This window comes from Blautia caccae, from assembly GCF_040095955.1.
Taxonomy (GTDB): Bacteria; Bacillota; Clostridia; order Lachnospirales; family Lachnospiraceae; genus Blautia; species Blautia celeris.
The window spans coordinates 134,892-156,495 of the sequence record NZ_JBBMFP010000006.1; the positions used below are offsets into that span (position 1 = coordinate 134,892).

Sequence of the window (21,604 nt, forward strand, 5' to 3'; positions counted from 1 at the left end):
AGGGCAGAGAATGCGCACAGCACTCCCGCCTTTTTTATTTCTGTTTCTTATTCCTCTGTGTCGTAAGCAGCTTCTTCTCTGTCTTCAGAAGCCGGCTCCAGAGCTTTCATACTCAGGCTGATCTTTTTCTCTTCTCCGTTGAAGTCTACAACTTTTGCTGTAACGATCTGTCCTACGGATAATACATCAGACGGTTTGTCCACGTGTGCTCTGGAAATCTGGGATACATGCAGTAAAGCATCTACACCGGGCTCCAGCTCAATGAATGCACCGAAATCTGTCATACGTGCGATTCTGCCTTCCACGATGTTGCCTGCAGCGTATTTTTCTGCTGCATCCAGCCATGGGTTCTGATCCTCGAATTTCAGGCTCAGGGCGATCTTATCACCGTTGATATCTTTGATCAGCACTTTGATCGGCTCACCGGCTTTGAATACCTTTTTCGGGTTCTCCACTCTGCCCCAGGACATCTCAGAGATGTGAAGCAGGCCGTCAGCTCCGCCTAAATCAATGAAAGCACCGAAATCTGTTACGTTTTTGATTGTTCCCTCAACCACATCACCCGGATGGATTCTCTCGAACAGCTCTTTCTGCATCTCAGCTTTTTTAGCCATCAGAAGCTGTTTGCGGTCACCGATGATACGGCGTCTTCTCGGGTTGAACTCTGTGATCACAAAGTCAATTTCCTGATCCTGATATTTTGTCAGGTCTTTTTCATAAGAATCGGATACCAGACTTGCCGGAATGAACACTCTTGCCTCATCTAAGACAACACTTAAACCGCCGTCCAGAACCTGTGTTACTTTTGCTGTCAGGACTTCTTTATTTTCAAAAGCTTCCTCCAGTCTCTTATTGCCTTTCTCAGCTGCCAGTCTCTTGTATGTCAAGAGAACCTGTCCTTCGCCGTCGTTGACTTTCAGAACCTTTGCCTCCATGGTGTCTCCTACGGAAACTACTGTAGTCAGGTCAAGATTAGAATCGTTGGAATATTCGTTTCTTGTGATGATACCATCTGCTTTATAGCCAATGTTCAGGATAATCTCATCTTCTTTAACACCGATGACAGTACCTTCGACTACCTCCCCATTTCTGATTGTCTTAAATGATTCGTCTAACATCTGTTCAAAACTTAATTCTGACATGTTTTGAAACCTCCTCAATTATTTTATTTGGGGTTGAAGCCCCTGCTGTAATACCTACACATTGAATGGATCGAAAACTATCAGAATCCAAGTCAGCAAGTGTCTGTATATAGTATGTGTTTTTACATACGCCTTTACATATCTCGAACAGCTTTTGGGTGTTCGAACTATGTTTGCCTCCTATGACAATCATGGCGTCTACTGTCTTTGCAATCTCTGCCGCTTCTGCCTGTCGCTCATTGGTTGCATTGCAAATCGTATTTAAAACAAGTCTATCATACCTCTTTTTGGCTAAAATTTCAACTAGTTCTTGAAAATTCTTGTAATTAAATGTCGTCTGCGATACAATACATACCTTTTCATGGCCTTCCAGAAGGAATTTTTCGGCCTCTTCCCTTGTTTCAATGACCGTGGAAGGACCTTCACACCAGCCCCGTGTCGCTTCCACCTCAGGGTGGTCTTTATTTCCGATGATGACAATATGACGTCCTGCACGGCTTTCCCGCTCCACGATCCTGTGGATCTTCAGCACAAAGGGACAGGTCACATCCACATAGTCCAGTCCTTTTTCCCTGAGTACCTCGTAAATCCTTCTCGGCACTCCATGGGATCGGATGATAACAGTTCCTTCGGAGAGGGCCTTAAGCTCCTCTTCACTGTTCAGAACCGAGACACCTCTCTTTTCCAGATCTCCCACCACTTCTTCATTGTGAATGATAGACCCATAGGTATACACACCGGATTTTTTCTCCCCGGCAACCTCATATGCTTTTTCCACTGCCCGCTTCACACCAAAACAGAAGCCGGCGCTTTTCGCTGTTTTTACTTCCATTCCCAGCTCCTTCAGCTCTTATTCTTTTCACAGACAGCGGTCATGGCATCCAAAACTTCCTCAATTGTCATGTCGGAAGAATCCAGAAGGACCGCATCCTCTGCCTTCTTAAGCGGCGAGATCTCCCGGTTCATATCCTGATGATCCCGCTTCTCGATATCTTCTTCAATCTGAGCCAAATCCGCTTCCATACCCTTTTCCAGATATTCTTTATAACGCCTTACCGCCCTCGTGTGGACACTGGCCGTCAGATATATTTTCACATCTGCCCCGGGCAGTACACAGGTGCCGATGTCTCTGCCGTCCATCACCACATCTGTCTTAGCCGCCAGCTGTCTCTGCAGCTCTACCAGCTTCTCCCGGACTCTGCCGTTCTGCGCGCTTTTGGAGGCCATATTCCCAACCTCCTCGCTGCGTATCAGGCTGCTTACGTCCTCGCCGTTCAAAAGCACCTTCTGAACATTGTCCTCATATATAATAGAGATATCCACACGTTCACAGGCCTCTTCTATCCTGCCGCTGTCCTCTGCGGATATGCCCTCTCTCAGCAAGTAAAGCGCCATAGCGCGGTACATGGCCCCTGTATCCACATAGATGTAGGAAAGCCTTTTTGCAAGCGCCCTGGCTATGGTGCTTTTACCGGCACCTGCCGGACCGTCAATCGCAATGTTAAATGCCATCTTATTTTAAATCTCCTTTGTTTATATACTCTCATTTATGGAGGAAGCCGCCGCGAATGCCGTGGACCAGGCAATCTGCAGATTGAATCCGCCTGTCACCGCATCCAGGTCCAGAACCTCTCCGATAAAATAAAGACCCTTAACTTTTTTTGACTCCATGCTTCCCGGGGAAATCTCCCCGGTCTTCACACCGCCCTGGGTGATGATCGCTTCCTTAAAATCCCGCAGCCCTGTTATGGTCAGCGGCAGTGCCTTGATCAGAGAGACAAAATGCCGCCTCTCCTCCCTGGTGATCTCATTGACTTTCTTTTCCGGAGGTATCCCGGAAAGCTCCAGCATAACAGGCTCCATTTTAGCCGGAAACAGACCTCCTATGGAGTTTTTAAACTGCCGATTCCTGTTCTCTTCAAAATCCCGCAGGATTCTGGCATCGAGCTGTTCCTCGGACAGTGCCGCCTTTACGTCAATATATCCCTGCAGCTCTTTCTTTTTCAGCCTTTTCGCGATCTTTGAGCTGGCTGTCAACACCAAAGGTCCGGAGATGCCGAAATGTGTAAAAAGAAGTTCCCCGAACTCATCATAGAGCACCTTTTTCCCGTCCTTCACCGTAAAACGGACATTTTTAAGCGCCAGCCCCTGCATCCGGCCTGCATAAGCCTCCCTGACCTCCAGAGGTACCAGAGCGGGAAACAGTTCCGTAACCGTATGCCCTGCCTCTTTTGCAAAGCGGTAGCCGTCCCCGGTGGAGCCGGTGGCCTGATAAGAATATCCTCCGCATGCCACGATCACCTTATCTCCCAAAATCTCTGCTCCGTCCGAAAGCCTGATTCCCACAGCGCAGCCGTCCTTGAGGAGAAGTCCTGCCGCCTCAGCATGCAGATGTACTTTCACACCCGCCTCGCGCATCCTGGCCTCCAGTGCCCGGATAATATCCGAGGAGTGGTCCGATAGGGGAAATACCCTGTTTCCCCTTTCCGTCTTCAGCTTAACACCCAGGGAAGAAAAAAATGCAGTCACATCCTGGCTGGTATACCCATAGTAGGCGCTGTACAAAAATTTCGGATTGGATACCACGGATTCAAAGAACGTCTCCGGGTCACAGTCATTTGTGACATTACAGCGTCCTTTTCCGGTAATAAAAAGCTTTTTGCCTAATTTTTCATTTTTTTCAAACACATGCACCTGATGACCTTTCTCAGCCAGAAACACAGATGTGAACATGCCGGCAGCTCCGCCGCCGATAATGATTATTTTTGCCATTGCGGGCTCCTTTATTCGCGTAATCTAATCCTCCATGCCGCCCGGATTTTTCAGTTCTATGTCCTGTCCGTCAGCCATATTGATCTCGTCATTATTATAAACCTGATATTCGTCCCAAATCTTCTCCAGATCCTCCAAAGTTGCCACCACTTCCTTCTGCTTTCTCATACAGAGCGCAACCACCAGTGCATTGATCACACTCAGCGGCGCCACCAGCGAGTCCACAATAGAAGCCATATCACTTCTGGCGATCAGGTTACAGGAGGAATACAGATTCATCGGAGAATGGATACTGTCTGTCAGGGTGATCACCTTGGCACTCCTGTTATTGGCGAATTCCAGGGCTTTCAAAGTCCGCATGGAATACCTCGGAAAACTGATTCCGATGATAACATCATCCCCGCTGATATGGATCATCTGTTCAAACAGCTCACTGGAGCTGTTCGTATGCATCAGATGTACGTGATCAAACAAAAGATTAAAATAAAATCCCAGAAAGCTTGCCAGTGGAGCACAGCTTCGTATCCCTACAATATAAATACTTTTCGCTTTGAGGATTGTCTCCACAGCCAGTTCAAAGGCACTGTGGTCTATATGCTCCATTGTCAGCTTGATCTTATCAATATCCGAATGCAGCACCGTATCCAGGATCTCCGACTGGGGAACCCTGCCGTAAGTCACTTCCATCCGCTGTATGGAGTTCAGCTTATTCCTCACCAGCTCCTCTAAAGCCTTCTGGAACTCCGGATACCCTTTATACCCCAGATGGATAGCAAACCGCACCACCGTAGACTCACTGACCCCGACGGTCTCTCCCAGCCTGGCGGCAGTCAGAAAAGCAGCCTTGTCGTAATTGTCATTGATGTATGTGGCCAGTTTTTTCTGCCCCTTGCTGAAGCTCTGGTACTGTTTATTCATCTTACTGAGTAAATTTTCCGCATTACCCATGTCTGTCCCCTCTTCAAAACATACCCGTAGGGTATTTCGTAATTTATGAGCGGTTTTTGCCCATACATGGGTTATAATATCACAAATCCGATGATTTTTCACTAAAAAAAGAAAAAAAGGCCAAAGGCACCGTCAGTCACGGCACCTTCGCCTTTCTATGCTGAACATTAAACAGGATAAGCCCCGTTCTCTGTATCCGCAGCTTTCGGATCTACCTTCGTCTCCTGTGCTTCTCTGTACTTAAAGAACTCGGTAGCAACCTGCGGGAATAATGCATAAGACAATACGTCCTCTTCCTGCTCGGACCACTGTGCCATTTCACTTCTTAAAGTATCCAGCTCATCCGGGATCAAATCAGCCGGACGGCATGTGATCGGCTCTGTGTCACCGATACATTTCTTCTGTACTTCAGGATTGAACGGTTTTACTGTAGCACCGTATTTTCCGCTGAGAACGTCTTTTGTCTCTTTTGTAACCATTTTGTAGCGCTCGCCCATGATCACGTTGAATACAGCCTGTGTACCAACGATCTGTGAGGACGGTGTAACCAGAGGCGGCTCGCCCAGGTCCTTACGCACTCTCGGCACTTCTTCCAGAACATCGTAGAATTTGTCTTCTGCGTGCTGTTCCTTTAACTGGCTGGTCAGGTTGGAGAGCATACCGCCCGGTACCTGATACAGCAGAGTCTTAATGTTAACACCCAGGTTCTTGGGATTCAGCAGGCCGCTGTCCAGTGCTTCGTCACGGATCGGACGGAAGTAGTCAGCAATCTCCGCCAGAAGGTTCTGGTCAAATCCTGTATCGTAAGGTGTTCCTTTAAAGGTCTCAACCATAACCTCTGTAGCCGGCTGGGAAGTTCCCAGAGCGAAAGGAGACATAGCGGTGTCAATTACGTCAACGCCTGCCTCTACTGCTTTTAAGTAGGTCATGGAAGCCACACCTGAGGTGTAGTGTGTGTGAAGCTGAATCGGAATATCTACAGCAGCTTTCAGAGCAGTTACCAGCTCAGTTGCCTTGTACGGAACAAGCAGGCCTGCCATATCCTTGATACAGATGGAATTCGCACCCATATCCTCTACTCTTTTTGCCATATCTACCCAGTAGTCCAGGGTATAAGCATCGCCCAGGGTATAGGACAGGGCAACCTGTGCATGTCCTTTTTCCTTGTTGGATGCTTTTACGGCTGTCTGCAGGTTTCTTAAATCGTTGAGACAGTCAAAAATACGGATGATATCAATACCGTTTGCAACGGATTTCTGTACGAAATACTCTACCACGTCATCTGCATAAGGACGGTATCCCAGAATATTCTGGCCGCGGAACAGCATCTGCAGTTTCGTGTTCTTGAAACCGTCACGGAACTTACGCAGTCTCTCCCACGGATCTTCTTTTAAGAAACGAAGGGACGCGTCAAAGGTGGCACCGCCCCAGCATTCTACGGAGTGGTAACCCACTTTATCCAGTTTATCTACGATGGGCAGCATCTGCTCTGTGGACATTCTGGTCGCAATCAGGGACTGATGTGCATCACGTAAGATTGTTTCAGTAATCTTAATCGGTTTTTTTACTACCTCTGCCATCTTAATTTCCTCCTAAATTTTTAAAACATGTTTTCATACTGTTAAACACCGAAAATTGCCATGAAGGTACCGGCCGCTACCGCAGTACCGATAACACCTGCAACGTTCGGGCCCATTGCATGCATCAGCAGGAAGTTGGTGGGGTCCGCCTCAGCACCGACCTTCTGGGATACACGGGCTGCCATAGGAACAGCAGATACACCGGCAGAACCGATCAACGGGTTGATCTTGCCGCCGGACAGTTTGCACATTAACTTACCGAGGAGCACACCGCCTGCCGTACCGACTGCGAATGCGACCAGACCTAATACGACGATTTTCAGAGTGTCCAGTTTCAGGAATGCCTCAGCGCTTGTGGAAGCACCTACGGAAGTTCCCAGTAAGATAACTACAATATACATAAGGGCATTGGAAGCTGTCTCGCTCAGCTGTTTTACAACACCTGATTCGCGGAACAGATTACCAAGCATTAACATACCAACCAGCGGAGCTGTTGTAGGAAGAATCAGACAAACAACAACGGTGATGATGATCGGGAACAGGATCTTTTCCAGTTTGGAAACCGGACGGAGCTGTTCCATTTTGATCTTGCGCTCCTTCTCTGTTGTGAGAAGTTTCATGATCGGCGGCTGGATGATCGGAACCAGGGACATATAGGAATATGCCGCCACCGCAATGGGTCCCATGAGCATTGTCTGCCCCAGTTTACCTGCCAGGAAGATGGAGGTCGGGCCGTCAGCACCGCCGATAATGGAGATAGCTGCTGCTGCCTTTCCGTTGAATCCCATGAAGATAGCCAGGAAGTACGCCATGTAGATACCCAGCTGTGCTGCCGCACCCATAAGAAAGCTCTTGGGGTTTGCGATCAGCGGGCCAAAGTCTGTCATGGCACCAACACCCATGAAGATCAGGGACGGAAGAATACTCCATTCATCCATCAGATAAAAATAGTGAAGAAGTCCACCTGCGTGCTCGATTCCTGCTGCATCCGTGTATGGCTGTGCCATAATATCAGGATAGATATTAACCAACAGCATACCGAAAGCAATCGGCACCAGAAGAAGCGGTTCAAATCCTTTTTTAATTGCCAGGAAAAGGAAAACAAAGGCAACTAAAATCATAAGGTAATTTCCCCATGTCAGATTGAAAAACGCTGTCTGGTGGAGCAGGTTAGACAGTGTATCTGTAACGTTAGACATTATATTACCTCCCATTGTTCGTATTCGTGACAATAGAAAGTTCTCGATGTGTGCTTTCTATTGTATCAGCAAGATTTATCTCTTAGCTGTCGGGAATTTACAAATGCTTGCAAATTCTAGTTCATGGATGCCAGTGTATCGCCGTTTTCTACGGAATCACCAACTGCCACGTCAATACTTGCAATGGTACCGTCCTGCGGAGCAACAACCGGAATTTCCATTTTCATGGCTTCCAGGATGACAATGTTATCGCCGGCTTTTACTGCCTGTCCCACACTTGCTTCCACTTTGAATACTTTACCCGGAACAGATGCGGTAACTGCCACTGCGCCTGCTGCAGATGCTGCAGGTTTTGCTGCCGGAGCTGCTTTCGGTGCTGCCTTGGGAGCAGCCTTCGGTGCTGCCGCAGGAGCTGCTGCGTTTCCTGCGCCCTCTTCCACTGTTACATCGTATGCAACGCCATTAACTGTAATTGTATAAGATTTCATAACCATTTCCTCCTGTGATTAGGCTCTCTGCCAATTTCTTTTTGTTGATTTTCTGATGGAACGAACTACAAAACTGTCTGTAGATGTATTTTCAGATGCTGCGATCGCCGCTGCAATGACTGCAATCAGCTCACCGTCATCCACAACCTCTTCTTCCGCTGCTTCAGGAATAACAGGAGCAGCCGGGGCAGCCGGAACTTGAATCTCTTCCGGAACAGCTTTCTTCTTGCCAAAGGACTCTACAAAGCCCGGAATGTATTTCATTAAGGAAATAACAAAGCACAGGAAGATAAGCATTACAAAAACAGTACCAACACCCAGAAGTGTATTCTGTCCTGCCTGTGCCATTTTTTCGCCCATTGAGTACTGCGGGTCAATAGTCACGCTGAGAGGATTGCCGTTTTTGTCCAAAGTAAAGATGCAGTCTGCACTGCGTTTCTCAAAAGTACAGGTCAGCGTAAGAATATAGCTGCCGTCTTTGTCCTCCACCTCGCCCTTGGTTGTCTCAACATATGTTCCCAGATCTTCTCCGGCTCCGTCCCATGCGCTGGCTGCGGAAGCACTGAAGGCATCGTCACCTTCCATCAGGCTTGCGATGGATTCCTCATCCAGATTGGCAATGTTGCCGACAACACTTCCGAAGCTCTCCACCAGAGAGTCAACGGTGGCATCGTCCAGCTTTTTCAAACCGCCTGTGGAGTCTTTGCTGCTGCCGCAGGCTGTCATAGCCAGGACGCATACTCCGATCAGGATTAAACCAATTAATTTTTTCCATGTCTGCTTCATATGATTCACCTCGCCTAAACCGTGCCGTGTTTCTTGCTGGGACGATCTTCTCTCTTTGTGAATAACATTTCAAAAGCACCAATCACATATTTTCTTGTATCTTCTGCCTCGATGATGGAATCCACATAACCTCTCTTGGCAGCAGCCATTGCGCTTGACTGTAAGTCAGCATATTCAGCGGCCTTTTCATTGATCGTAGCAGCATCGCTGTCTGCATACATGATCTTAGCTGCAAGACGCGCGTCCATCATACCGATCTGAGCGCCCGGCCATGCAAATACCATGTCCGCTCCTGTGGATTTGCTGTTCATTGCCAGATATGCACTTCCGAACGCTTCACCGATCACGATGTTCACCTTCGGTACGGTTGCATTTGTAAATGCGTAAGTAAGCTGTGCCGCTGCCTTGGCAATGTTGGCTTCTGAGCATTTTGTAGCTTTGTAGCCTTTTACATTTGTCAGAGACAGTACCGGAATTTCAAAAGCGTCACAGAATTTAACGAAATCTGCTGCTTTCTTGCATCCTCTTACAGAGAGAACCTTGTCAAAGGACTCTGTCTTCTCCCCTTCATCGTTGTAAACCTCGCTTCTGTTGGCAACGCAGCCCACAGTAGCGCCGTTCAGACGGATGAAGCCTGTCACCATGTCTTTTGCGTATGCAGCTTTTACCTCAAAGAACTCATTGTTGTCCGCGATCTGGGAAAGAGCAATGGCAGTATCACCAACACAGTTTTCCAGTTCCGGGCATACACGGTTCAGATCATCAGTGCAGTCTTCATAGGAAGAATTGTCTTCGTAGTTGGAAGGCAGCATAGATATCAGCAGTCTCATCTGTGCAAGGATTTCCTCCTCACTTCCCAGAACATCTACCAGGCCAGCCTCTTCGCTCTGGTATTTTGCGCTGGATGTATCACATTTGGAAATTTCATTTCCCTCTAAAGCGTTGGGGGAGTTTACAAACAGTTTACCGCTCTTCTCCTCCATGAAGGTGAAATCGGTAAGAGCCGGAACGATTGCAAGACCGCCGCCGCAGGTCCCGAAGATACCTGTGATCTGCGGAATCACACCTGACGCCATAACCTGTTTGGTGTAAATTTCGCCAAAAGCATTCAGTGCGTCTGTAGCTTCCTGCAGTCTCAGACCTGCACAGTCCACAAGTCCGATCACCGGAGCGCCTGTCTTCATTGCCAGGTCGTAAAGTCTGACAATCTTTTTGGCATGCATTTCACCGATGGTTCCGTTCAGAACGGAAGCATCCTGGCTGTACACATACACCAGGCTGCCGTCAATGACACCGTAACCGGTGATGACACCGTCTGCCGGTGTTTCCTTTTCAGATAAGTTGAAATCTGTGTTTCTGGCTGTGACACAGCCGCCGATTTCAACAAAACTGTTCTCATCAAGTAAAGAAGCAATTCTTTTACTTGCCAAGCTTTGTGCTGTATTACTCATTTATCAGCCCTCCATTTTTTATTATTTACCTGGATTCTGCACGAAAAATCTGCGTGATAATCCGGCTTTCATGCAGAAATCGCCTCCTGGTTTTACTTTGTTGAGTTAAAAGACAAAACCAATTTCTGCCGATTATAATTGTACCCTTTTTCCGGGAATTTTTCAACAAGAATTTGTGAAATATTTAATTATTGTGTATGTTTTTTGTCAGACTTGCATAATACGCGCAGGTAATGTTCCGCCATATGGATTTTTCTGCATAAAAAGGGAGGATGGAACTGCCCATCCTCCGCTGTTTTCAACCCTTTGCCCGGTCCACTGCCGCCTTCATTTCTTTTACATACTGAGCCACATAAGGCACACAATCTTTTCCGTATTTTGCCACAATTTTAACAATTGCAGAACCCACGATGGCTCCGTCTGAAACCTTTGCCATGTGATACGCCTGCTCGGGGGTAGATATTCCGAACCCCACTGCGCACGGTACATCCGTAGCCTGACGGACCAGCTCCACCATGGCACCGATGTCTGTCCTGATCTCACTTCTCACCCCGGTCACTCCCAAGGAGGAGACACAGTAGATATAGCCTTTTGCTGCCTTTGCGATCATGGTGATGCGGTCCTTTGACGTGGGCGCTATGAGGGGGATGATATCAATCCCGTAGGCGTCGCAGGCAGGTGCCAGCTCCTGTCTTTCCTCATAGGGCATATCCGGAACAATGATGCCGTCTATCCCGCACTCCACACATCTTTTCATGAAGCGCTCCTTGCCGTATGTAAAAATAGGATTCACGTAAGTCAGAAATACGATAGGCACAGTGACTTTCTTTCTCGCCCTTTGTATCATGTCAAACAATTTATCTGTGGTGCATCCCGCTTTCAGAGCTCTCTCGTTGGCCTCCTGGATCACAGGGCCTTCCGCTGTGGGATCGGAAAACGGTATGCCGATCTCGATCAGGTCAGCCCCTGCCGACTCCATGGCGTACAGAAGCTGCTCTGTCACGTCAAGCGTGGGGTCCCCGCCTGTGATAAAGGGAATAAATGCTTTTTTGTTTTCAAATGCCTGCTGTATTTTATTCATAGATCTCCACTCCTCTGTATCGTGCTATGGCAGCCACATCCTTATCGCCTCTGCCGGAAATATTTACAACAATGATTTTATCTTTGTCCATAGTCGGTGCCAGTTTTCTTGCGTATGCCACTGCATGGGCGCTTTCTATGGCCGGGATAATGCCCTCGGTCCTTGAGAGGTATTCAAATGCCTCCACTGCCTCCACGTCTGTGATCGGCACATATTCTGCTCTGCCTGTCTCATTCAAATTGGCGTGTTCCGGTCCGATGCCGGGGTAATCAAGCCCCGCGGAGATGGAATATACCGGCGCGATCTGTCCGTACGCATCCTGGCAGAACAGGGATTTCATGCCGTGGAAGACACCTTCTGAACCTCTGGCGATGGTGGCAGCATGCTTTTCTGTATCCACGCCAAGGCCTGCCGCTTCACATCCGATAAGCTGTACCTGCTCCTCCCGGATAAATTCATAAAAGGCTCCCATGGCATTGCTGCCGCCGCCCACACAGGCGATCACAGCATCCGGAAGTCTGCCTTCCTTTTCCTGCAGCTGCTCCTTGATCTCTTTTCCGATGATTTTCTGGAAATCGCGGACAATCATGGGGAAGGGGTGAGGCCCCATAACAGACCCCAGCACATACAGGGTGTCATCCATCCTTCTGGTCCATTCCCTCATGGTCTCATTTACCGCATCCTTCAAAGTCGCGGTGCCGCTGTCAACAGGGTGTACCTTCGCCCCCAGAAGTTCCATGCGGTATACATTCAAAGCCTGGCGGTCCGTGTCCTCGCGTCCCATGAAGACTTCACATTCAAGCCCCATAAGTGCTGCTGCCGTAGCTGTGGCAACCCCGTGCTGTCCTGCTCCCGTCTCAGCGATGACTCTTGTTTTGCCCATCTTTTTGGCAAGGAGCACCTGTCCCAGGACATTGTTGATCTTGTGGGAACCTGTGTGATTTAAATCCTCCCGCTTCAGATAGATCTTAGCGCCTCCCAGATCTTTTGTCATCTTCTCTGCATAATACAGCAGGGAAGGACGTCCGGCATAATTTTTCAGCAGATCGTCCAGTTCCCTGTTAAACTCCGGGTCTTTGCTGTATTTTTCATATGCCTCCTCCAGTTCATGTACTGCGTTCATAAGTGTCTCCGGAATGTACTGCCCTCCGTAATTACCAAATCTTCCTTTACTCATCTCTTCATCCTCTTCCTTATATGATTGATCCTTTGTAACTGTTCAGTCAGGTCTGCGCATTTACTGCGCTGACCGTGCAAAAGAATAGTGGCGGCAGGTATCTGTCTGCTGCTCCCGTACTGCCCGGATAAATGCCTCAACCTTTTCCCTGTCCTTATATCCTCCTGTCTCAACCGCACTGCTTACATCTGCGGCAAACGCGCCGCTTTCTCTCAGTGCACCTGATACATTTTCAGCATTCAGGCCGCCGGCCAGAAAAAAAGGTCTTTTGAGGCTTGGAATCAGGGACAGGTCAAACCCTTTTCCGCTTCCGCCATACTGCCCCTTTGTATATGTATCGAGAAGCAGATATTCACAGGGCAGTTCTTCGGCCTTTAGAATCTGTTCTCGGCTCTGTACACGGACAGCTTTTATGACCGGTTTCCGGGTATATTTTTTTATAGTTCGAATATAGGCTTCATCCTCATCTCCATGAAGCTGAATGATATCTATGATCCCCTTTTCGGCGATCCGGGCCGCTTCCTGTGCCGGGGCGTTTACAAAGACACCGACTGCCAGAATCCCGTCCGCCAGTCCTGCTCTCAAACACTCCGCCTGCTCTATCGAAACCCGGCGCCGGCTGTCCGCAAAGACGAATCCGATATAATCCGGCCGGCACAGATTTGCCGTTTCAATATCCTCCGGCCTTACAAGACCGCAGATCTTCACTTTACTGCCCATCGGATGTTCCCTCCCCTTTTAGGTAAGAGAGCATTTTTTTCTTGTCTCTGCTCTTCATCAGTGTCTCACCGATCAGCACCGCATCCACTTCATTTTCTTTTAAACGAGCAATGTCCTCAGGTCCCTTGATACCGCTCTCTGCCACGAACAGGACTTCTTTCGGCGCCAGAGCGCGAAGCTTTGTGCTGTTTCCCACATCTACACTAAAATCTTTCAGGTTGCGGTTATTTACGCCAATGACTCTGGCTCCCGCCCACACAGCATGGGAGATTTCCTTCTCGTCGTGGGCCTCCACCAAAGCGGAAAGCCCCAGGGTGTCGCACACCTGGATATAACGCTTTAAAAGCTCCGGTTCTATGAGGGCGCAGATCAGGAGCACAGCGCCGGCTCCCAGGACCTTTGCCTCATAAATCTGGTATTCCTCCACCACAAAATCTTTCCTGAGAACCGGGATCTTTACAGTTTCCGCGATTTCCTTCAGATAGCTGTCACGGCCCAGAAAATATTTCGGCTCTGTCAGACAGGAAATGGCGTCTGCCCCAGCTGCCTCATATTCCCTGGCAATATCCAGATAAGGAAAATCCTCTGCAATGATTCCCTTTGAGGGAGACGCTTTTTTCACCTCGCAAATGAAACTGAGACCTTCTTTTGCCAGTGCTTTTTCAAAAGGAAATCCTGTCTCTGTCTCCATGTTGTATGCGGCTTTTTTCAGTGTTCCGAGGGGAACCTTCTTTTTCTGATTTGTCACGCGGATCTTTGTATCTCTTGCTATCTGCTCCAGAATCATTTTGCAGTCCCCTCCTTTACTGTTCTCTTGTGGCCTTAACAAACTCATCGAATTTCGCCTGCGCTTTTCCGCTTTCTATCAACCCTCTTGCCATATTAATACCCTCCTGCAGAGTAATGCCGTCAATTCCCAGATAGAGACTCATACCCGCGTTTAAAAGAACCACGTCGCGCTTTGGACCGGTCTCACGGCCTGATAAAATGTCTCTTGTGATCTGGGCATTGTCTGCAGGGGAACCACCCACCAGTTGGGCCAGCTCACAGCGCTCCATGCCAAACTGTTCCGGTGAAATGGTGTAGCAGGAAGTCTCGCCGAAACGTATTTCGCAGACTGTAGTTTCCCCGGTCAGGGTGATCTCATCCAGGCCATCTTCGCCGCACACGGCCACACCTCTTGTCACGCCCAGATTGCCCAGCACCTTAGCCAGCGGCTCCACCAGGTTTTTGTCATATACACCCAGAAGCTGCATGGTGGCAGCTGCCGGATTGGACAGAGGGCCCAAAATATTGAAGACTGTACGGACCCCCATCTCCTTTCTGACCGGAGCTGCATATTTCATGGAGGAGTGGTAAACAGGCGCAAACATGAAGCACATGCCGGTCTTATTGAGGATCGTCTCATTCTGCTTTGCATCCAGAGCCACATTGGCGCCCAGATGTTCCAGAACATCCGCAGCACCGCTTTTACTGGATACGCTGCGGTTTCCGTGTTTTGCCACGGGTACACCGCCTGCTGCAACCACAAATGCGGCAGTTGTGGAAATATTGAATGTTCCCGCCTCATCTCCGCCGGTTCCCACAATATCTATGACCTCTCTCTCCGGCTTTATCTTAATTCCTTTTTCCCTCATGACCTCAGCAAATGCCGTGATCTCGTCAATACTCTCGCCCTGCATGCGCAGCGCAGCCAGAAAAGCTCCCATCTGGGCCTGTGTGGCAATGCCGTCCATCATTTCGTGCATAACTGCCTTTGCCACTTCATAGCTTAAATCCTTACCGTCCATCAGTGTGTGAATTGCCTCTTTGATCATGATCTTATCTCCTCTTCCGGCTTTTATATTTAAAAAATTCTCCAATATGCTTTTTCCTTTTGGTGTGAGTATGGATTCCGGATGGAACTGGAGTCCGTACACCGGATATTCCCTGTGGCCCACTGCCATGATTTCCCCGTTCTCCACATCTGTGGATAATACCTGCAGACAGTCAGGGATGGTACCGTCTTCTGCTATGAGGGAATGGTACCTGGCTGCGTCAATCTCCTCCTCCATGCCTGCGAAGACAGGGCTTTCCGTCTGAATGCGCACCCTGCTTTTTTTGCCGTGCATCAGATGTCTGGCATGGCTGATCCTGGCACCATACACCTCACAGATTGCCTGATGTCCCAGGCAGACCCCCAGAATGGGAACTCTGCCCTGCAGTCTCTGAATGACGGCTTCACATACGCCTGCATCTTTTGGGTATCCGGGTCCCGGTGAGAGGATGATGTGGGAAGGCTGTAATGCGGCGATTTCCTCCACTGTCATCTCATCATTCCGGATCACGCGGATGTCAGGGTTAATAGTTCCTATCATCTGTACCAGGTTGTAAGTAAAACTGTCGTAATTGTCAATCAATGCTATCATAACTCATCCACCTCCCCGGCATTTTGGATGGCCTGCATAACCGCTGCCGCTTTATTTGCCGATTCTTCATATTCAAGCTCCGGTACACTGTCTGCCACAATTCCGCCGCCGGCCTGCACATAGACCTTTCCGTCCTTTTTGACTGCCATGCGGATGGCAATGCAGGTGTCCAGATTGCCGGCAAAATCCAAATAACCGATGGCACCGCCATATACACCTCTCTCTATGCTTTCCAGCTCCTCAATGATCTCACAGGCTCTGATTTTCGGAGCTCCGGAAAGAGTTCCTGCCGGAAGCACAGCCTCAATGGCATCCAGTGCATCCTTATCCTCCCGGATGGAACCTTCCACCTGGGAACAGATGTGCATAATTTTCGAGTAGCGGTGAATCATCATGTATTTCGTCACTTCCACAGAGCCAAACCGGCTGATACGTCCCAGGTCGTTTCTTCCCAGATCCACCAGCATATTGTGCTCTGACAGCTCCTTTTCGTCCTGCAGAAGGTCCCTCTCAAGAGCTTCATCCTCCTCTGCATCCATGCCCCTTGGTCTGGAGCCTGCCACCGGGAAGGTTGTCAGTCTGCCATCCTGAAGACGGACCAGTGTTTCCGGTGAGGTACTCATCAGCTCCTCCTCATCAAAGTGGAGATATACCATGTATGGGGACGGGTTCGTGGTGCGCAGGACCCGGTAGGCATTCAGGAGACTTCCCTTCATAGGGCTGCTGAACTGTCTGGAAATGACAGCCTGGAAGATATCTCCGTCTCTTATGTATTCTTTCGTTTTCTCCACAATGCTGCAGTATTCTTCTCTGCTTACATTGCAGGTGAAATCTATCTGCTCCGGTTCACCGGCTATGGCAGGCACCGGTGCACTTTTGATCAGTCCGGCTATTCTGGCGATCTCCGCTGTGGCTTCCCCATAATTCTCCATCACTTTATCAGTCCGCATATTGACAATGATACAGATTTTCTGTTTCAGATGGTCATAGGCGATCACCTTGTCAAAAAGCATCACATCATAATCCGGAAATGTGCCTTTTTTAATATTGAGTACCGGTTCCGCATAGCCCACCATGGAATATGCGAAATATCCCACAAAACCGCCGGTAAACGGAGGCATACCGGAAAGCCTCGGAGACTTGTAATCTTTCATGATTTCTCTCAGTACATGCAGAGGCTTTTCTGTCTCCACAGTTTCTGTCTTCCCCTGCTTTTCTATATATACTTTGCGGTCCCTGCAGGTTACCCGCATGACCGGGTCATATCCCAAAAAGGAATATCTTCCCCAAGTCTCCCCGCCCTCGATACTCTCCAGAAGATAGTATCTTTTCGAAAACCCTGTAAGTTTGCGGAGCAGCGTAATAGGTGTTGTAACATCCGCATAGATTTCTCTGCATACAGGTACAATGGAATATTTTTCTGCCAGTTTCAGGATTGTGTTGCAGTCTGGTGTAATTGTCATGTTTTTCCTCCCTTTCCAAAGAGCGAGATCAGGTTTTTCTGTAAATAAAAAAGCTCCTGCCCCATCAGATTTCTCCAATGGGACAAGAGCTGTAAATTCAAAACTCCTGCGGTACCACCCATATTGCTCATATACTTTACGTAATATGAACCGCTCTTTCATGTACTATCATACACTGCTCCTTGATAACGGATAAGCTCCCCGTCAGCGTCTACTTCCTTCTCCCAAATCCTATTCGGATCACAAAGGTTTCAAGCTGCCCTCACAAGTCCATTCAGTAAAAACTCTTACTGCCGCATTCCCACCAGCAACGGCTCTCTGGAAGTAAATATTCTTACCTACTCCTCTTGTTCATCGGTTTAAAGTGTTAATCAATTCAACTTTTTCTCAATTATAATGCCATGTGTTTTATTTGTCAATAGTTGATTTTAATTTTCTGCAGAGAGCAGAGACAACGGGCAGCATTTCATAGAATAATGAAACACTGCCCGTTTAGAAGTGCACGTGTAAATTATGCGAAATGTTTACTCCCGTCCGCTGCATGGCGGTCCAGGATTTCATGTACTCTTTCAACCTCTCCCAATATGGCATCATCCATATTTTTCAATTCTTAATCCGGCGGTCCGTACGGGCCTGCGCTGCTTTTATTCTGGTGACTTCCTCCTTTAAATGATTGACGTCCTTTTTCAGAAGAATCACGTCCTCTTTTAATCCGCTGACATCTACTTTCAGGATTCCGACATCCTCCTTTAAACCGTTGACATCTTCTTTCAAGACACTGACATCTTCTTTTAACCCATTTACATCTTCTTTCAGGACACTAACATCTTCTTTTAATCCATTTACGTCTTCCTTCAGGACGCTGACATCTTCTTTTAATCCATTTACGTCTTCCTTCAGGACACTGACATCTTCTTTTAACTCACTGACGTCTTCCTTCAGAACGCTGACATCTTCTTTTAACTCACTGACGTCTTCCTTCAGGACGCTGACATCTTCTTTTAACTCACTGACGTCTTCTTTTAAGACACTGACGTCTTCTTTTAAGACACTGACATCTTTCTTCAGGGCATTTACATCCTCTTTCAAAATACTGACATTTTCATTTAATGTAACAATGTCCTCTTTCATAGATTCCGTATTATTTTTTACGACAGTCAATTCCTCATATATTAACTCTAACAATTGGTTTTCTCTCATATTGTTTTACTGACCTTTCTTGTATTCAAAGTATATCATACTTTGCTGATAAAATCCATTTATACCGTTAAAAAATAGTGCCTATTTTTGCATATAATATTTTGTTAATTCTGCTAAAAATATTGCTTTCGCAATTTACAGCATTGCCCTTTTGCAGACTATTATGCAAAAGTCATCAGCCCGCTTTTCCGGTATTATATTGGCGCTCTCTCAGCTTTATCAATTCCTGTTTTTCAGACTGGTGCTGCTTTACTGCGCGCTGCATCTGGTTCTCTTTGCGGCGTACGGTTCGTTCTGCCTGCTCCAATTTTTCTTCCAGTTCACGGTTTCTCTTCTTTACGCTTCTGCAGTATACTTCCAGCTCATTGATCTGTTTTTTTAAAGTATCTTTTTCTTCTGCCTCCCGGTCTACGCACCTCTGCCATCTGGCCGGATTATTTTCAAGGATCTTATCCAGGCATTTTTTTACATAACCGGACAGCAAAACAATGTAAAGGGAGTAAATGTACTTCTCCAAACCGGATTTTTCTTCAAATTCACCAATCTCCAGAAGAATCTCACGTGTCCTCTCATCCAGCACTTCCCCGCCAAGCACATTTCTGTCAATGCCTCCCAAATGGAAAAGATTCTGGAGGTAACAATCGAACTCTTCATATCCTTCCACCTGAAATCCCAGCGCTGCCTGAAACGGATTCCGTACAGTCTCCGCCAGCATTCTGCTGAAACTGCTGTCCGCATATCCCTGCCTTCCCCAGACCTCATATTCCAGAATCTCCTCTTTTTTGCTGTCCCAGATCGTATTTCTGTCAATCATACACTCCAGTATCAGGTAATAATTCACATTCTTCCTTATCTCCACATGACAGGCTTCTGCCAGCAGATAAATAACACATATCTGGCTCATTCCCATGGCCGGCTGTTCTGTATAAGGTTCTGCCCATTCCTGTATACACTGAAACTCCAGGGTCTCTTCTTTAAAAAGTTCCTTTCTGGCACTGTGCCAGCCTTTGCGGATAAGCCCCATAAACAGCCTGTAAGCATCCTCCGCTTTCTCTCTGCTTCCCTCCCGCATCACTTCCAGCATGCCAAAGAGCACCTGTGCATAATAATATTCCTCATAGCCCAGGCAGGACAAGAAATACTCTCCATGATACCCATTGTCCAAAAAAATCTTCTGATATTCAAGAATCTGCTCCGGTGTAAGTGTCTTCAGTTCTTCCTGGCAGACAGGATTCTGCGCTGCTGCAAAAACCAGAAAATAGGTCACATCAAGGCAGATTTCCTCCCCATCCTCATTCATCAGCTTTTCCAGAACACGTGTCAGTTCCCGCTCACATTTAAGCACACTTTTACCTGTGTCCTCGCCTTCCGCTTCTGTCAGGTAACGGTTCTCCTCCTGTATGCGGTCCGGCAGATTTTCCTCCTGATACATTGCCTTTTTAATCTCATTGCGCACTTTCAGCCCTTCAAATATCATTCCTTTTTTGTTCATTCTCATAACCTCTCTGTTCCGGCAGGCGCTTCGCAATCAGAAAAACAATGTTGGTATTCCTTTGCTCTGAATCTTTATAATTGGAAATAATATGGGAATTCCATAGAATTTGGAAATGTGTGTCATATTGTCTTAATTTTAGAATTGTTTTCTGCGCGTTTTCGATTGTTCAGCGCTGACCTTTTCGTAAATCCAGATTACCATATTCTGAGTTAAAATGCAATGGCATTAACAAAGAAAAAATAATTTGATGATTTTGCACAAAACGTAACGGCCAACACAGTTCGCAGCAGATTTCCTCCCCATTATAAGACGAATACCTGCTGCGGCTCTGTTGACCGAATCGTTATAGTTTTATTTCATTGTCACTTTCCGGAAATTTTTCTTTCCTCGTTTCAGGACGATTCCGTCCCCGTCCAGTTTTTCTCCCGGAACCAGATATTTTACATCTGTGATCTTCTCACCGTCAATGGCAACGCCGCCCTGTTCGATGGCTCTTCTTCCCTCGGAACGGCTGCCCACCAATCCGCTCTTGTGCAGAAGTGAAATAAGGTCAATATTTCCGTCCTGCAGATCTGACTGTTCAATGACGGCTGACGGCATATCTGCTGCATTTCCGCTGGTAAATAAAGCTCTTGCTGCCTCCTGGGATTTTCCGGCCTCTTCCTCGCCATGTACCAGGCTGGTCAGCTCATAAGCCAGAATCTCTTTTGCTGTATTGAGCTGGCTGCCCTCCCATTTGTCCATCTCATCAATCTGCTCTAAAGGCAGGAATGTAAGCATGCGCAGACATTTCAGCACATCTGCGTCGCTGACATTTCTCCAATACTGATAAAAGTCAAAAGGTGATGTCTTATTGGGATCCAGCCAGACAGCTCCTGACTGGGTTTTGCCCATCTTCTTGCCCTCTGAGTTCAGAAGCAGGGTAATGGTCATAGCATAGGCGTCTTTTCCAAGCTTACGGCGGATCAGCTCTGTACCGCCCAGCATGTTGCTCCACTGGTCATCCCCGCCGAACTGCATATTACAGCCGTAGTTCTTGTACAGCATATAAAAGTCATAGCTCTGCATGATCATGTAGTTAAATTCAAAGAAACTCAGTCCCTTTTCCATGCGCTGTTTGTAGCACTCTGCGCGAAGCATATTGTTTACGGAAAAATGAGCGCCCACTTCTCTCAACATCTCCACATAATTGAGGTCCAGAAGCCAGTCTGCATTATTTACCATAAGGGCTTTTCCCTCTGAAAAATCAATAAAACGGCTCATCTGTTTTCTGAAACAGTCACAGTTATACTGGATCGTCTCCTCTGTCATCATCTGGCGCATGTCGCTTCTCCCAGAAGGGTCTCCGATCATGCCGGTACCGCCGCCGAGTAAGGCGATCGGCTTGTTGCCTGCCATCTGCAGACGCTTCATCAGGCACAGAGCCATAAAATGTCCCACATGCAGACTGTCGGCTGTAGGGTCAAAACCGATGTAAAATGTTGCTTTTCCATTGTTCACCAGCTCACGGATCTCTTCTTCATCTGTCACCTGTGCGATCAAGCCTCTGGCAGTCAGTTCTTCATAGATTTTCATAGTGTTTTCTCCTTTACTTATCTGTAAATTCTAACCGGACGAAAGCGGTATCCGCACACCTGCGCACAATAAAAAGCTCCCGTCCTCTTTACAAAGGACGGGAGCTGTATCTGCTTCCG

The 21,604-nt window shown here is 47.7% G+C and carries 19 protein-coding genes and 1 other annotated feature; all 19 genes read right to left on the reverse strand.

Annotated elements, in window-relative coordinates; translation table 11 throughout:
• Positions 1-47: 47 nt before the first annotated feature.
• The 19 genes from rpsA to tyrS all read right to left on the reverse strand — a co-directional run bounded on the left by rpsA (position 48) and on the right by tyrS (position 21,485).
• A complete protein-coding gene (rpsA, locus tag WMO65_RS08645) occupies positions 48-1,142 on the reverse strand; it encodes a 30S ribosomal protein S1 (protein ID WP_033141755.1) in 1,095 nt (364 codons plus the stop codon).
• Positions 1,123-1,974 carry a 4-hydroxy-3-methylbut-2-enyl diphosphate reductase gene (ispH, locus tag WMO65_RS08650; protein ID WP_033141756.1) on the reverse strand — a complete coding sequence of 284 codons (852 nt, stop codon included), beginning with the start codon at positions 1,972-1,974 and terminating at the stop codon, positions 1,123-1,125. The genes rpsA and ispH overlap by 20 nt, the downstream gene beginning before the upstream one ends.
• Positions 1,975-1,985: 11 nt before the next feature.
• Entirely contained in the window at positions 1,986-2,654 is a 669-nt protein-coding gene (gene cmk, locus WMO65_RS08655) for a (d)CMP kinase (protein WP_054351280.1), read from the reverse strand.
• A 21-nt stretch (positions 2,655-2,675) separates the two neighbouring features.
• Positions 2,676-3,914, reverse strand: a complete 1,239-nt coding sequence (locus WMO65_RS08660; RefSeq protein ID WP_103732073.1) for a BaiN/RdsA family NAD(P)/FAD-dependent oxidoreductase — start codon at positions 3,912-3,914, stop codon at positions 2,676-2,678.
• Positions 3,915-3,938: 24 nt separating this feature from the next.
• Entirely contained in the window at positions 3,939-4,862 is a 924-nt protein-coding gene (locus tag WMO65_RS08665; RefSeq protein WP_033141759.1) for a MurR/RpiR family transcriptional regulator, read from the reverse strand.
• A 167-nt stretch (positions 4,863-5,029) separates the two neighbouring features.
• Entirely contained in the window at positions 5,030-6,442 is a 1,413-nt protein-coding gene (locus WMO65_RS08670; RefSeq protein ID WP_033141760.1) for an oxaloacetate decarboxylase subunit alpha, read from the reverse strand.
• Positions 6,443-6,483: 41 nt separating this feature from the next.
• Complete coding sequence (locus WMO65_RS08675) at positions 6,484-7,641, reverse strand: sodium ion-translocating decarboxylase subunit beta (RefSeq protein ID WP_033141761.1); 1,158 nt, start codon at positions 7,639-7,641, stop codon at positions 6,484-6,486.
• Between the two features lie 116 nt (positions 7,642-7,757).
• Positions 7,758-8,129 carry a biotin/lipoyl-binding carrier protein gene (locus WMO65_RS08680; protein WP_033141762.1) on the reverse strand — a complete coding sequence of 124 codons (372 nt, stop codon included), beginning with the start codon at positions 8,127-8,129 and terminating at the stop codon, positions 7,758-7,760.
• An 18-nt stretch (positions 8,130-8,147) separates the two neighbouring features.
• Positions 8,148-8,915 carry an OadG family transporter subunit gene (locus WMO65_RS08685; protein WP_033141763.1) on the reverse strand — a complete coding sequence of 256 codons (768 nt, stop codon included), beginning with the start codon at positions 8,913-8,915 and terminating at the stop codon, positions 8,148-8,150.
• A gap of 14 nt (positions 8,916-8,929) precedes the next feature.
• The gene (locus WMO65_RS08690) at positions 8,930-10,366 is read right to left on the reverse strand and encodes an acyl-CoA carboxylase subunit beta (protein WP_033141764.1); all 1,437 of its coding nucleotides are present in this window, start codon (positions 10,364-10,366) and stop codon (positions 8,930-8,932) included.
• A gap of 298 nt (positions 10,367-10,664) precedes the next feature.
• Positions 10,665-11,447, reverse strand: coding sequence for a tryptophan synthase subunit alpha (gene trpA / locus WMO65_RS08695; protein WP_103732762.1), 783 nt, complete (start codon positions 11,445-11,447; stop codon positions 10,665-10,667).
• The gene (gene trpB, locus WMO65_RS08700) at positions 11,440-12,624 is read right to left on the reverse strand and encodes a tryptophan synthase subunit beta (RefSeq protein ID WP_033141766.1); all 1,185 of its coding nucleotides are present in this window, start codon (positions 12,622-12,624) and stop codon (positions 11,440-11,442) included. The genes trpA and trpB overlap by 8 nt, the downstream gene beginning before the upstream one ends.
• Positions 12,625-12,684: 60 nt before the next feature.
• On the reverse strand, positions 12,685-13,344 hold the full coding sequence (locus WMO65_RS08705; protein WP_052099519.1) for a phosphoribosylanthranilate isomerase: 660 nt from the start codon (positions 13,342-13,344) through the stop codon (positions 12,685-12,687).
• Positions 13,334-14,131 carry an indole-3-glycerol phosphate synthase TrpC gene (trpC, locus tag WMO65_RS08710; RefSeq protein ID WP_033141767.1) on the reverse strand — a complete coding sequence of 266 codons (798 nt, stop codon included), beginning with the start codon at positions 14,129-14,131 and terminating at the stop codon, positions 13,334-13,336. Before trpC ends, WMO65_RS08705 begins: the two co-directional genes overlap by 11 nt.
• A 16-nt stretch (positions 14,132-14,147) precedes the next feature.
• Positions 14,148-15,752 (reverse strand): bifunctional anthranilate synthase component II/anthranilate phosphoribosyltransferase, encoded by a 1,605-nt coding sequence (locus WMO65_RS08715; protein ID WP_148392728.1) that lies wholly within the window; start codon positions 15,750-15,752, stop codon positions 14,148-14,150.
• Positions 15,749-17,215 carry an anthranilate synthase component I gene (gene trpE, locus WMO65_RS08720; RefSeq protein ID WP_148392729.1) on the reverse strand — a complete coding sequence of 489 codons (1,467 nt, stop codon included), beginning with the start codon at positions 17,213-17,215 and terminating at the stop codon, positions 15,749-15,751. The genes WMO65_RS08715 and trpE overlap by 4 nt, the downstream gene beginning before the upstream one ends.
• A gap of 75 nt (positions 17,216-17,290) precedes the next feature.
• Positions 17,291-17,579: a binding site (T-box leader), on the reverse strand.
• 239 nt (positions 17,580-17,818) lie between these two features.
• Complete coding sequence (locus WMO65_RS08725) at positions 17,819-18,400, reverse strand: hypothetical protein (RefSeq protein ID WP_148392730.1); 582 nt, start codon at positions 18,398-18,400, stop codon at positions 17,819-17,821.
• A gap of 190 nt (positions 18,401-18,590) precedes the next feature.
• On the reverse strand, positions 18,591-19,907 hold the full coding sequence (locus tag WMO65_RS08730; protein ID WP_033141769.1) for a hypothetical protein: 1,317 nt from the start codon (positions 19,905-19,907) through the stop codon (positions 18,591-18,593).
• Positions 19,908-20,261: 354 nt separating this feature from the next.
• Positions 20,262-21,485: a tyrosine--tRNA ligase gene (gene tyrS / locus WMO65_RS08735; RefSeq protein WP_148392731.1), complete on the reverse strand. Its 1,224-nt coding sequence runs from the start codon at positions 21,483-21,485 to the stop codon at positions 20,262-20,264.
• Positions 21,486-21,604 lie beyond the last annotated feature (119 nt).